The organism is Streptomyces melanogenes, assembly GCF_014649795.1.
GTDB classification, from domain to species: Bacteria; Actinomycetota; Actinomycetes; order Streptomycetales; family Streptomycetaceae; genus Streptomyces; species Streptomyces noboritoensis.
Genome location: NZ_BMTS01000057.1, coordinates 1 through 12,143 on the forward strand (window position 1 = coordinate 1; position 12,143 = coordinate 12,143).

The following is a 12,143-nucleotide window of genomic DNA, read 5'->3' on the forward strand; positions in this document are numbered from 1 at the left end:
GGACCTCACCGACTGCCTCTTCCTCACCCAGACCCAGGTCAACGCCGCCAAGGGCGACGCCGCCACCCTCCTCCCGACCGGCCTGGAGCGCCCGTCGCACTGGAGCGCCTCGGCCTCGCCCGCGCCGTCCGGGCGCGAGGGCTCCTCCCCGGCTCCCAAGGGCGGCCCCTCCCGCAAGCCCGGCCCCTCCCGGCGCAGGGGCTCCGGCCCGGCCGGGTCCCGCCGCAAGTAGCCGGATCGCCCGCCCAGCCCCCTCACCTGCGCTCTTACGGCACCCCACTATGCACCGCGTGTATACACCTCGCGTATAGTCCGGGTCATGTTCTGGTCCAGGCCGAAGGGGAGGCGCGTCATGCGCAGCAGCAATTCCGAAGTCCGTCGTGCCCGGGGACGGGCGGCCGCCGCGCTGGTCGCGGTGGCCGCGCTCGGTCTGACGCTGACCGGCTGCTCCGACGGCGCCGTCTCGCCCCGCTCCGCCCGCAACGACGCGCTCGACAGCAAGGCCGCGGCGGGCGCCGCGGCCGGGGTGGACTGCCGCAGGGCCAAGTGCATAGCCCTGACCTTCGACGCGGGGCCGGGCGCGAAGACGCCCCAACTGCTGGACACGCTCAAGGAGAAGAGGGTGCACGCCACCTTCTTCCTGCTCGGCAAGAACCACGTCGAGAAGCACCCCGACACCGTGCGCCGCATCGCCGCCGAGGGCCACGAGGTCGCCAACCACACCTGGTCGCACGAGCGCCTGGACAAGCTGAAGCCCGCCGAGATCCGCACCGAGCTCAACCGCACCCAGGAGGCGGTGGCCGCGCTGACCGGCCGCAAGCCGGTGCTGATGCGGCCGCCGCAGGGCCGTACCAACAAGGAGGTCACCAAGGTCAGCGAGGAGCTGGGGCTCTCGCAGATCCTGTGGAGCGCGACCGCCAAGGACTACTCCACCAACGACTCGGCCCTGATCACCGAGCGCATCCTCGACCAGGCCGACCGCGACGGCATCATCCTGCTGCACGACATCTACGACGGGACCGTGCCCGCCGTGCCCGGGATCATCGACGCGCTGAAGGCGCGCGGCTTCACCTTCGTGACCGTGCCCCAGCTGCTCTCCCCCGCCGCCCCGAAGCCCGGCCAGCTCTACCGCCCCTGACGCTCCCCGGGCCCGGTCCGGATTTCGCCCTCAGCATGCAACGGTTCTCAGGAGCCGTTCCGGCAGGCAGAGTTGCGGCCATGAAGCTCCTGATACTGGGTGGTACGGAATTCGTCGGCCGCGCCGTGGCCGAGGCCGCGGTGGCGCGCGGGCACGAGGTGACGGTGTTCCACCGGGGCCGCCACGAGCCGCCCGCGGGCGTGCACGCGCTGATCGGCGACCGGACGGCCGAGGACGGTCTGGCGGCGCTCGCCGACGGGCGGTGGGACGTGGTCGTGGACACCTGGTCGGGGGCGCCCTCCGCGGTCCGCGACGCCGCGCGGCTGCTCGCCGACGGGCGCGTCGCCCGGTACGTGTACGTGTCCAGCCGCTCGGTCTACGAGCACCCGGTCCCGGCCGGGGCCGACGAGGGCGCGACGCTGGTCGACGGCTCCCCCGACGCCGGGGACGACGTGCCGTATCCGCAGGCCAAGCGGGGCGGCGAGCTGGCCGCCGTGCGGGAGTTCGGCCCGGACCGCTCGCTCCTGGTGCGCGCGGGGCTGATCCTCGGCCCGTGGGAGAACATCGGGCGGCTGCCGTGGTGGCTGGGGCGCATGGCGCGCGGCGGCGAGGTGCTCGCGCCGGGGCCGCGCGATCTGCCGGTCCAGTTCATCGACGCCCGGGACCTGGCGGAGTGGATCGTCAGCGCCGCCGACTTCGGGCTCTGCGGCCCGTACAACCTGGTCTCCCCGCCGGACCACACCACCATGGGCGAGCTCCTGGAGGCGTGCGCGCGGGTGACCGGCGGCGGCGCCGAGCTGCGCTGGACGGACCCGGAGCCGATCCTGGCCGCCGGGGTCGAGCCGTGGAACCACCTGCCGGTGTGGATCCCGCCGGGCGAGCTGCACGGCACTATGCACGGCTCGAACGTGTGGAAGGCCGTGCTCTCGGGGCTGCGCTGCCGTCCCGTCGAGCAGACGGTCGCCGACACCTGGGCCTGGCTGGAGTCGATCGGCGGCGAGCCGCCGCAGCGGCCGGACCGCCCCCGGGTCGGCCTCGACCCGGAGACGGAACGCAAGCTGCTGCACGGCTGAGCCGTGCGCGCGGCGCCGCCCGTACGACGGTCCGTCAGGAGCTACGAGCTGACCCGACGGACCGTCAGAGCGGCAGCAGGTCCGGGCGCTTGGGCTCCACGTGGTCGCCCGAGCTCTCGCCCCGCAGCCGCCGGCCGATCCACGGCACCAGGTGCTCGCGCGCCCAGTGGATGTCGTCGCGCCGCACGTCCAGCGTGTTGCGCGGCGGCATCGGGGGCCACGACTGGTCCGGGTCGGCCGGGACCGGCAGCCCCAGCACCTGCGCGGCGCGCAGCGCGACCCGGGTGTGCCCCTCCGGCGACAGGTGCAACCGGTCGTCGTCCCACGCCCGCCTGTCCTGCACGGACTTGAGCGACCACAGGTCGAGCACCGGGCACCCGTACCGGTCCGCGATGGAGCGCACGTGCGCGGTGTACGTGGCGACCTTGCCCCGCAGGTGCTTGAAGACCGGCACCCCGCGGGTGTCGAACCCGGTGGTCACCATGACCGTCGGGATCGCGCTCTTCAGGTCGGCCACGGCGCGCTCGAAGCGCTCGGCCACGTCGTCCGGGTCGCTGCCCGGCCGGATGATGTCGTTGCCCCCCGCGCAGAAGCTCACCAGGTCGGGCGCGAGCTCCTTGGCCCTCGGCACCTGCTCCTCGACGATCTGGTCGAGGAGCCTGCCGCGGACAGCGAGATTGGCGTAGCGAAAGGCCCCCTCCGGTCGCTGGTCTGCCAGTAGCACGGCGAACCGGTCCGCCCAGCCGACGAACGCCCCGTCCGGGCCGGGGTCGCCGACGCCTTCCGTGAAGCTGTCGCCGATCGCCGTGTACGACCCGAACGTACCGCTGTTGAATGATCTCGAATCGTCTGCCACGAGACCATATCTTTCCCTTACGGGTGTGACCTACGCGACCGTAAGGAGGGGTTGACGGTGGGTGATATAGACCACCCGGTCAGTTTCCCGCAGCGGGAATACGCGCCAATTCCCGGCCGGAACAACGGCTGTCAGAGGCTGGCGCCCTGCTGGCGGAGGTAGGCGAGCGGGTCGACGTCCGAGCCGTAGTCGGGCGTGGTGCGGATCTCGAAGTGCAGGTGCGGGCCGGTGACGTTGCCGGTGGCGCCGGAGAGCCCGAGCTGCTGCCCCTCGGTGACGGTCTGCCCGGCCGAGACGGAGAGCTGCGAGAGGTGGGCGTACTGCGAGTACATGCCGTCGGCGTGCTGGATGACGACCTGGTTGCCGTACGCGCCGCCCCAGCCGGCCGAGACGACCGTGCCCGCGCCGACGGCCTTGACCGTGGTGCCGGTCTCGGCCGCGAAGTCGACGCCCGTGTGGTAGCCGCTGGACCACATGGACCCGGCCATGCGGTACGGGGTGCCGATGCTCACACTGTCGAGCGGGGCGCGGAAGCCGGAGGAGGAGCCCTGGTTCGCGGTGGTGGCCGGGGCGGTGTCGGCGGCGGCCTGGGACGCCTTCGACGCCTGGGGAGCCGACGCCTTCGTACCGGAGTCGTGCGAGCCGCTCGCCTTGGCGGAGCCGTGCGACGAGCCGCCGGCCTTGGCCTTCGCGCCGAGGACGAGCTTCATGCCCGGGCGGATCAGCGACGGGTCGGAGCCGACGACCTCGCGGTTGTCCTGGTAGAGCCGCTGCCAGCCGCCGAGCCGGTGGTCCTCGGCGATCCGCGACAGGCAGTCGCCGCTCTTGACCTTGTACGTGGTGGGCGCGGCCTGCGGGGCGGCGGCCGGAGCGGCAGAGGCGCGGGCGGCCTGCTGCGGGGCGGCGGCGGGGGCCGCCGTCTTCACCGCGGCGTGCGCGCCGGTGGCGCCGAGCAGCGGGATGGCGAGTGCGGCGCCGCCCGTACCGGCGGCGACCATGCCCCGGGATATCGGGCTGGACTGGGGACGGCGGTGCTTACCCTTCGCGGGCATGGCGGATTCCTCTCCGGCGCCTGCGAGGTGAGCTGTCGGGTTCGGGCTGGAGCTGCCCGGCCGGGCACCGCGTGCGGTGCTCCGGCTTCACCCCGAGCCGTGCCGGAATTCCGGACGGCGCTTACCTGGGTCCCCCGCTCCTGCCACGCGTGGATGGGTGCGGATTCCGAGCGGTGGCAGGATTCGGCGGTCCACCCGGATTGCGGTGACCGTAAGCGAGCCCGGCGGGCCACGACAAGTACCCATTCCCCCTCGGCATTCCCGGCTGGGAATTCAGCCGGGAATTGCGGTCACCCTGCGTCGACCGGAATTCCCAACAGGCCCCGCCGGACGGGGGAATTCATTCGGGGCCGCCACCACGGAACGTCACGGATATGACCCTGCTCACGGGCAACCCCCCTTTCCCGCCCGGGAGATGGACAGGCTCCATCAAATCACCCAATCCGGACGAAAGTTCCCGCCCATTCACCCCGTCACGCCACTCATCGCCCCACTCTGTCCAGTTTTGACCAATACATCCCGAGGAAGATCTTTTCCCTCGCCCAGAATGCGCATTCCTTATGCCGGGTGCTCACCGAGCCGCCGGAAACGGAACACCGCCGCATCAAGATCGCCCCGCAGCCCGGTGTCCAGCCCCCGGTGCAGCAATACCGCTCCCCTGTGTACGGCCCCGGTGTCCAGGCACCGATAGGCCACCGCCGGATCCAGGCCGCGCAGCCGCACGGCCGGGGGCCGCTCGCCGTGGTGCTGGGCCTGGAGGTGGGCGAGGACCACGGTGTCGTCGCCGTGTACGTACTGGACGGCGCTGAGCCCGCCGCGCGGCGGCCGCAGCCGGTACTGGGCCCCGAGCTGCACCACCGGCCGGATCGCCTTGTACAGCTCCACCCACCCGCGCGCCTCGGTCAGTTCCTCCTCGCTCCACCGGGTGAGGTCCCCGCCGACGCCGAGCACCCCGGCCATCGCGCTGACGAAACGGAAGCGCAGGCTGCTGCGGCGGCCGTTGAGCAGGGTGTTGGGGCTGTCGGTGACCCAGGCGGCCATCACCCGCGCCGGGTGCAGCTGGCTGAAGCCGTCCTGGATGGCGAGCCGGTCCAGCGGGTCGGTGTTGTCGGAGGTCCACACCTGGTCCGTACGGGAGAGGATGCCGAGGTCGATCCGGCCGCCGCCGCCCGAGCAGGACTCGAAGTCGACCGAGGGGTGCGCGGCCCGCAGCCGGTCCAACAGGTCGTACAGCGCCCGGACATGCTCGATCCAGAGCTTCTGCGGATACTCCTCGCCGGGCCAGCCCGCGTCGGTGAAGCAGCGGTTGAAGTCCCACTTCACATAGTCGACGGGCGCGCTCGACAGCAGGCTGTCCAACTGCTCCCACAGGTGTTCCCGCACGTCCTGGCGGGCGAGGTTGAGGACCAGCTGATTGCGGAACTCGGTGCGGCGGCGTCCGCTCTGGTGCTGCACCCACTCCGGGTGCGCCCGGTACAACGCGCTGTCCGGGTTGACCATCTCCGGCTCGACCCAGATCCCGAACCGCATGCCCAGCGAATGCACTTCGTCGGCGAGGGGCTTCAGGCCGCCGGGGAAGCGGTCGGGGTTGGGCGTCCAGTCGCCGAGCCCGGCCGCGTCGTGGGTGCGCTCCCCGAACCAGCCGTCGTCGACGACGAACAGCTCGACGCCCAGCGCGGCCGCCCGGTGCGCGAGCGCCCGCTGCTGCGGCTCGGAGATGGCGAACCCGGTGGCCTCCCAGGAGTTGAAGAGCACCGGCCGCAGCCGCTCGGCGTCCGGGATCACCCGGGCCAGCTGCCAGGCGTGCCACTCCCGGCTGGCCCCGCCGAAGCCGTCCGGGCTCCACAGCCCGGCGAAGACCGGAGTGGTGTACGAGGCGCCGGGCGCCAGCGACAGCAGCCCGGAGTCGTCGTACCCGGCGCCGCCGCTGATCTGCACCCGGCCGTCGGGCAGGTGCTGTACGGCGATGCGCCAGGACCCGGACCAGCCGAGCGCGCACCCGTACACCTCGCCGCTCTCCTCCGTGGCGGCGCCCTCGGCGTCCAGGGCGACCCACGGCAGGTGCTGGTGGCCGGTGTGGCCGCGGCGGCTGCCGAGCACCTTGTCGCCCGGGGTCAGCTCGGCCCGTACGAGCCGGGACTCGGCCGCCCAGCGGCCGTGCAGCTGGCCGAGCCGCCAGCCGTCGCGCAGCGGCAGCGTCCACACGGCGGCGTCGGCCCGCAGCAGCTCCAGGTCCGGGTCCCCGGGCGCGCCCTCGTGGGCGACGGTCGCCCAGCGCTCGACGACGTCGGCGTCGTCGCGCATCCGGTAGTGCAGGGTGAGCCCCAGCCGGTGCACGGCGTCGGTGAACCGCAGCCGCAGCTCGTCGCCGTCGACCGCGGCACTCTCGAAGGTCCATTCGGTGCCGCGCGCCCGGGGGGTGCGTACGGAGAGCGCGGGGCGCGTAAAACGGGGCCCGCCCTCCACCACGTACTCCTCCTGACCATCCAGTGGTGACTCGAAGGGCCAGTAGGGCGGCAGGGGTTGGGCGGCCAGCGCCTCGGCGTCGGCGAGGGCCAGGCGCGGGCCCCAGTGCAGGTGCAGGAGCTCCCCGTGGTCCGTGAGGTGCAGCGCATAGCCGCTGGTGCGGCCGGAGAGCAGCCACACCCGTCCGCCGTCCGCGGTCTCGATCATCCTCGACCCCCAGTTCCGCACAGGTACGCACAGGCACGAACATCAGCACCAGCATCGGGGGGCAGCACCCGTGAGGGCAACGGGTGCGCGGGGCTCGCCTTCCGGTCCGGCCGTCGAGATGATTGCCCCGGGAACCCATGTCGTATCGTCGGATCGAGGCGGCGTGATCTTTTTTCGAACCACATCAGGAGCCAACGTGACGCAGCAGACTCCGCAGATCCCTTCGACCGAACCCGAGCTCTCCGGGGTGCGCAACTTCCGTGATGTGGGCGGACTGCCGACCGTGGACGGCCGCCGGCTGCGGCACGGACGGCTCTTCCGCAGCGGCCACCTGGCACACGCGACCGAGCAGGACGCGGCCTTCCTCACCACCCTGGGGCTGCACACCATCTTCGACTTCCGCAACGCGGCGGACCAGCGGCTGGAGGGCCCGGACGTGGACCTGCCGGGGGTGCGCAACGTGAACATACCGCTGACGGACCCCGCCGACGGGGCCGAGTTCTGGAAGATGGTCCGCGACGGCGACATCAACCAGCTGCGGTCGGTCCTCTCCGAGGGCCGGGGCGCCGACCGGATGGCCCGCTCGTACCGGACGATCATCCGCGAGCGCACGGCCGAGCACAGCCGGGTGCTGCACGCGCTCGCCGAGGACAGCGTCCCGGCCCTGATGCACTGCGCGGCGGGCAAGGACCGCGCGGGCCTGTCGATCGCGGTGTCGCTGCTCGCGGTGGGCGTCGAGCGGGAGGCCATCGAGGCGGACTACCTCAAGTCCAACGACCCGCACCGCCGCTACAAGATGCACCGCAGCGACACCTCCCCGGCCGGGCTGAGCGCGGAGATCGTGGAGCTGCTGAACCCCCTCTTCGACGCCCGGGCGACCTATCTGCACGCGGCGTTCGACACGATCGAGGAGACGTGGGGCAGCACGGACCGCTATCTGACGGAGGGCCTGGGCCTGACGGAGGAGACGCGGGAGCGGCTGCGGGACCGCCTGGTGGAGGACGCGGCGTAGGGGCTCACTTCCCCACCGTGAACAGGAGGTAGAGGAAGGCCGCGAAGATGTGCCCCGCGATCAAGTACGCGAAGAGGCGGATCACGAGCCCCCGGGGGAACTTCGTCTCCTGGGTGCTCGCGCCGGACCGTCCCTGGTTCTGCGACATGTCGTACCTCTCAGCCGTGCGGATGGTGCGGATGCGGATCGGGGCTCTGGAGCAGGGTGTGGACGAACAGGAACGCGGCCCCACCGTGCGAGACGGCGGAGATCCGGTGCGGGGTGAGCGAGTCGAAGTGCGCGCTGTCGCCGGGGTCGAGCTCGTGCGCGGCGTCCCCGAGGGTGAGCCGCAGCCGCCCGGACAGGACGTACAGCCACTCCTCGCCGGGGTGGACGCGGACGAGCTCGCGCTGGATGCCGTACGGGACCTCCACGCGCAGCGCCTGCATGGCCCGGCCCGGGTGGCCCGCCCGGTGGTAGGTCCACCCGTCGGCCTCGGCGGGCTCGGCGCGGCCGCCCCGGATGACGGGCTCGCGCTCGGGCGGCATCTCCCCCAGCAGCTCGGAGACCGTCGTACCGTAGGTACGGGCGAGCGCGAGCAGCATCGGCAGCGAGGGCTGGCGGGCGCCCGTCTCCAGCCGGGAGAGATGCGCCGGTGAGAGACCGGCCCGCGGGGCGGCGGCCTCCAGGGTGAGGCCCCGGCGCCGCCGCAGCTCGCGCAGGCGCGGGGCGACATCGGGGAGCGCGGGGCCGACCGGCTCCCCGGCGCCTTCGGCGGGAGTGCTCATGCACTCCATTCAGTCAGCGGGTTGCCTCTGGGGCAAATTTTTTGCCCCAGAGGCAAAGTCCCCTACCGGTTCGCCACCGCCTGCTTCACCAAGGTCTTCCCGAAGTCCCACATCAGGCCTCCCCCGCCGTGTGCGTCATCCATGACCGCGGTGAACGCCTCCACGAAGCGGTCCACCTCGCGCTCGCCGATCGTCAGCGGCGGGATCAGTTTGATCACTTCCAGGTGGTCGCCGGAGACTTGCGTGAGGATGCGGTGCTTCTGGAGCAGCGGTACCACGACCATCTGCGCGAACAGGCCCTTGCGGGCGGTCTGGAGCATGGTCCAGCGGCCGCGCAGCCGCATCGAGGACGGCTTGCCGAACTCGATGCCGATCATCAGGCCGCGCCCGCGCACGTCGTGCAGCAGCTCGTAGCGGTCGACCAGCGCGGCGAGCCGGGACCTGAGGAGGTCGCCGGTGGCGCGCGCGTTGGCGACGGTCTCCTCGTCCTCCATCACCGACAGCACCGCGAGGCCCGCCGCCATCGCCTGGGCGTTGGAGCCGAAGCTGGCGGAGTGGACCAGGACGCGGTCCATCGACGAATAGACCTTCTTGAAGATCCACTCCTTGCCGAGAGTGGCGCCGACCGGCACATAGCCGCCGGAGAGCGCCTTGGCGACGCAGACGAGGTCCGGCTCGACGCCCTCGTCGTGCTGGTACGCGTAGAAGTCGCCGGTCCTGCCGAGCCCGGTCTGCACCTCGTCCGCGATCAGCAGCGCCTTGTGCTGGTGGAGCAGCTCCTGCGCGGCGAGCAGATAGCCGGGCGGGGCCTCGTGGACGCCCTTGCCCTGGATCGGCTCGACGATCAGCGCGGCCACGTCCCCGCGCTTCAACTCCCGCTCCAGGGCGGCGAGATCGCCCAGCGGGACCGCCGTGTCGGGCAGCAGCGGGGCGAAGCCGTCGCGGAAGCCCGACTCGCCGTTGACCGAGAGCGAGCCGGTGGTCAGGCCGTGGAAGGCGTGGGTGCAGTAGAGGACCCTGGGCCGGCCGGTGGCGTACCGGGCGAACTTCAGGGCGGTCTCCACCGCCTCCGTACCGCTGTTGCCGAAGAACACCCGGTCCAGGTGCGGGCTGTGGGCGAGCAGCCTCTCGGCGAGCAGACCGGGCAGCGGCTGGCAGTCGAAGCGGGTGAGGTCCGCGAGCGAGGCGTCCAGCACGTCGTGGAGCGCCTTGCGTACGACGGGGTGGTGGCGGCCCAGGCCCATCACCCCGAAACCGGCGAGCATGTCCAGGTAGTCCTGGCCGTCCGCGTCCCAGAAGTACGCGCCCTCGGCCCGCTCGTAGACCTTGTCGAAGCCGATGGTGTGGAGCATGCGCGGCAGCTGGTGGTTGAGGTATTTCGTGTGCAGCTCGTAGCGTTCGGCCCCGCGCTCGGCGAGGAGCCGGGCCAGGTCGAAGCCCTTGGGTCCGCCGTCCGTCATCCGTCGTTCTCCTTCTCGGCCGCCGCGGCGGCGTCCTGGCGCGCCGCCAGCGCGGCGCTGATCCGTCCCGCGACCTCCACCGGGGTGAGCCCGATGTCGGCGAGGACCTCGGCGCGCTTGGCGTGCGCGAGGAACTGCCCGGGGATGCCGAAGGTGCGCAGCGGGGTGTCCACCCCGGCGTCCCGCAGCGCCTGCCCGACGGCCCAGCCGACGCCCCCGGCACGGCTGTTGTCCTCCACTACCGCGACCAGCGCGTGCCGCTCGGCCAGCGGCGCCAGCTGCTCGTCGACGGGCTTGACCCAGCGGGGGTCCACCACCGTGCACCGGATGCCGCGCCCGGCGAGCAGGTCGGCGGCCTGGAGGCAGACGGGTGCGAGCACCCCGACCGCCACGAGCAGCACCTCGGCGTCCTCGTCGCGGCGCAGCACGTCCATGGCGCCGACGCGCTCCAGCGCGGGGATGTCCGGGCCGACCGACTCCTTGGGGAAGCGCAGCACCGTCGGGGCGTCGTCGACCTCGACGGCCTCGCGCAGCTGGGCCCGCAGCTGGGCCGCGTCGCGCGGGGCGGCGATCCGCAGCCCCGGCACGACCTGGAGGACGGACAGGTCCCACATGCCGTTGTGGGAGGCGCCGTCGACCCCGGTGATCCCGGCCCGGTCCAGCACGAACGTCACCCCGCACCTGTGCAGGGCCACGTCCATCAGGACCTGGTCGAAGGCGCGGTTGAGGAAGGTGGCGTAGACGGCGACGACCGGGTGCAGGCCGCCGGTGGCGAGCCCGGCCGCCGAGACGGCCGCGTGCTGCTCGGCGATCCCGACGTCCCAGACCCGGTCGGGGAAGCGCGCGGCGAACTCGGTGAGCCCGGTGGGGTGGAGCATCGCCGCGGTGATCGCCACGACGTCCGGCCGCTCCTCGCCGAGCGCGGCCAGCTCCTTGCCGAACACCGAGGTCCAGGACGGGCCGTTGGACGGCGGCAGCGGTTCGCAGGTCAGCGGGTCCATCGCGCCGACCGCGTGGAAGCGGTCGGCCTCGTCGTCCAGGGCGGGCTGGTAGCCTCGCCCCTTCTCGGTGAGGCAGTGCACCAGGACGGGGCCGTGGAAGCGCTTGGCGCGCCGCAGCGCCGACTCGACGGCCTCGATGTCATGCCCGTCGATGGGCCCCACGTACTTCAGCCCCAGGTCCTCGAACATCCCCTGCGGCGCGAACGCGTCCTTGAACCCCTTCTTGGCGCCGTGCAGCGACTCGTACAGCGGCCGCCCCACCACCGGCGTCTGCTGGAGCACCTGCTTGCCCCAGGCCAGGAACCGCTCGTACCCGTCGGTGGTGCGCAGGGTCGCCAGGTGGTTGGCGAGGCCGCCGATGGTGGGGCCGTACGAGCGCTCGTTGTCGTTGACGACGATGATCAGCGGCCGGTCCTTGGCGGCCGCGATGTTGTTGAGGGCCTCCCAGGCCATGCCGCCGGTCAGCGCGCCGTCGCCGATCACCGCGACGACGTGGGCGTCCCTCTTCAGGATCTGGTTGGCCTTGGCGAGCCCGTCGGCCCAGCCGAGCACGGTCGAGGCGTGCGAGTTCTCGATGACGTCGTGCTCGGACTCGGCGCGCGAGGGGTAGCCGGAGAGCCCGCCCTTGCAGCGCAGCTTGGAGAAGTCCTGGCGCCCGGTGAGCAGTTTGTGTACGTAGCTCTGGTGGCCGGTGTCCCACAGGATGCGGTCGACCGGCGAGTCGAAGGTGCGGTGGAGGGCGATGGAGAGCTCCACCACCCCCAGGTTGGGCCCGAGATGGCCCCCGGTCCGCGCCACCGCGTGGATCAGGAACTCCCTGATCTCCTGGGACAGCGTGGTGAGTTCGGCGCCGTCCAGCGCCTTCAGGTCGTGCGGCCCCCGAACATTCTCCAAGATCGTCACGCTGGAGCCCCCTTCGGATCCCGTTCAGCTCTCGGTGGTGCCGGTCAGCCCCGGGCGGTGACGCTCGGGACGCCGGAGGCGACGCCCTCCCCCTCCATCTCCTGGGCGATCTTCATCGCCTCCTCGATCAGCGTCTCGACGATCTTCGACTCGGGCACGGTCTTGATGACCTCACCCTTCACGAAGATCTGCCCCTTGCCGTTGCCCG

The 12,143-nt window shown here is 72.2% G+C and carries 10 protein-coding genes, 2 pseudogenes and 1 riboswitch; of the genes and pseudogenes, 4 read left to right on the forward strand and 8 right to left on the reverse strand.

Annotation, left to right across the window (positions count from 1 at the left end; translation table 11 throughout):
• The 3 genes and pseudogenes from IE252_RS43805 to IE252_RS42190 form a co-directional block, all read left to right on the forward strand.
• Positions 1-232, forward strand: a pseudogene (locus IE252_RS43805) (pentapeptide repeat-containing protein); the annotation flags it as partial.
• Positions 233-352: 120 nt separating this feature from the next.
• Positions 353-1,138 carry a polysaccharide deacetylase family protein gene (locus IE252_RS42185; protein WP_190094826.1) on the forward strand — a complete coding sequence of 262 codons (786 nt, stop codon included), beginning with the start codon at positions 353-355 and terminating at the stop codon, positions 1,136-1,138.
• An 80-nt stretch (positions 1,139-1,218) separates the two neighbouring features.
• Positions 1,219-2,211 carry an NAD-dependent epimerase/dehydratase family protein gene (locus IE252_RS42190; RefSeq protein WP_190094827.1) on the forward strand — a complete coding sequence of 331 codons (993 nt, stop codon included), beginning with the start codon at positions 1,219-1,221 and terminating at the stop codon, positions 2,209-2,211.
• A gap of 64 nt (positions 2,212-2,275) precedes the next feature.
• On the opposite strand, the gene IE252_RS42195 is transcribed toward IE252_RS42190, so the two are convergent.
• The 3 genes from IE252_RS42195 to IE252_RS42205 form a co-directional block, all read right to left on the reverse strand.
• Positions 2,276-3,067: an SGNH/GDSL hydrolase family protein gene (locus tag IE252_RS42195; protein ID WP_190094828.1), complete on the reverse strand. Its 792-nt coding sequence runs from the start codon at positions 3,065-3,067 to the stop codon at positions 2,276-2,278.
• Between the two features lie 131 nt (positions 3,068-3,198).
• Positions 3,199-4,119 carry a M23 family metallopeptidase gene (locus IE252_RS42200; protein WP_190094829.1) on the reverse strand — a complete coding sequence of 307 codons (921 nt, stop codon included), beginning with the start codon at positions 4,117-4,119 and terminating at the stop codon, positions 3,199-3,201.
• A 4-nt stretch (positions 4,120-4,123) separates the two neighbouring features.
• Positions 4,124-4,289: riboswitch (cyclic di-AMP (ydaO/yuaA leader) on the reverse strand.
• Between the two features lie 388 nt (positions 4,290-4,677).
• Positions 4,678-6,792 (reverse strand): alpha-galactosidase, encoded by a 2,115-nt coding sequence (locus IE252_RS42205; protein ID WP_190094830.1) that lies wholly within the window; start codon positions 6,790-6,792, stop codon positions 4,678-4,680.
• Positions 6,793-6,988: 196 nt separating this feature from the next.
• On the opposite strand from IE252_RS42205, the gene IE252_RS42210 reads away from it, so the two are divergent.
• Entirely contained in the window at positions 6,989-7,804 is an 816-nt protein-coding gene (locus IE252_RS42210) for a tyrosine-protein phosphatase (RefSeq protein WP_229849157.1), read from the forward strand.
• 4 nt (positions 7,805-7,808) lie between these two features.
• Here IE252_RS42210 and IE252_RS42215 read toward each other — a convergent pair whose 3' ends face one another.
• From IE252_RS42215 to IE252_RS42235, 5 genes and pseudogenes are all read right to left on the reverse strand, one after another.
• The gene (locus IE252_RS42215) at positions 7,809-7,952 is read right to left on the reverse strand and encodes a DUF6126 family protein (protein ID WP_180357314.1); all 144 of its coding nucleotides are present in this window, start codon (positions 7,950-7,952) and stop codon (positions 7,809-7,811) included.
• Positions 7,953-7,962: 10 nt separating this feature from the next.
• The gene (locus tag IE252_RS42220; RefSeq protein ID WP_190094832.1) at positions 7,963-8,571 is read right to left on the reverse strand and encodes a helix-turn-helix domain-containing protein; all 609 of its coding nucleotides are present in this window, start codon (positions 8,569-8,571) and stop codon (positions 7,963-7,965) included.
• A 62-nt stretch (positions 8,572-8,633) separates the two neighbouring features.
• Positions 8,634-10,031 (reverse strand): aspartate aminotransferase family protein, encoded by a 1,398-nt coding sequence (locus tag IE252_RS42225; protein WP_190094833.1) that lies wholly within the window; start codon positions 10,029-10,031, stop codon positions 8,634-8,636.
• Positions 10,028-11,935, reverse strand: coding sequence for a 1-deoxy-D-xylulose-5-phosphate synthase (dxs, locus tag IE252_RS42230; RefSeq protein ID WP_190094834.1), 1,908 nt, complete (start codon positions 11,933-11,935; stop codon positions 10,028-10,030). Before dxs ends, IE252_RS42225 begins: the two co-directional genes overlap by 4 nt.
• A 44-nt stretch (positions 11,936-11,979) precedes the next feature.
• A pseudogene (locus IE252_RS42235) lies at positions 11,980-12,143 on the reverse strand (flavodoxin-dependent (E)-4-hydroxy-3-methylbut-2-enyl-diphosphate synthase); the annotation flags it as partial.

Excerpts from the sequence above, each read along its gene's own strand:
- IE252_RS42190 (WP_190094827.1), top strand. The coding sequence starts at position 1,219 with ATGAAGCTCCTGATACTGGGTGGTACGGAATTCGTCGGCCGCGCCGTG.
- IE252_RS42225 (WP_190094833.1), bottom strand. The coding sequence starts at position 10,031 with ATGACGGACGGCGGACCCAAGGGCTTCGACCTGGCCCGGCTCCTCGCC.
- IE252_RS42185 (WP_190094826.1), top strand. The coding sequence starts at position 353 with ATGCGCAGCAGCAATTCCGAAGTCCGTCGTGCCCGGGGACGGGCGGCC.
- IE252_RS42200 (WP_190094829.1), bottom strand. The coding sequence starts at position 4,119 with ATGCCCGCGAAGGGTAAGCACCGCCGTCCCCAGTCCAGCCCGATATCC.
- IE252_RS42220 (WP_190094832.1), bottom strand. The coding sequence starts at position 8,571 with ATGAGCACTCCCGCCGAAGGCGCCGGGGAGCCGGTCGGCCCCGCGCTC.
- IE252_RS42205 (WP_190094830.1), bottom strand. The coding sequence starts at position 6,792 with ATGATCGAGACCGCGGACGGCGGACGGGTGTGGCTGCTCTCCGGCCGC.
- IE252_RS42215 (WP_180357314.1), bottom strand. The coding sequence starts at position 7,952 with ATGTCGCAGAACCAGGGACGGTCCGGCGCGAGCACCCAGGAGACGAAG.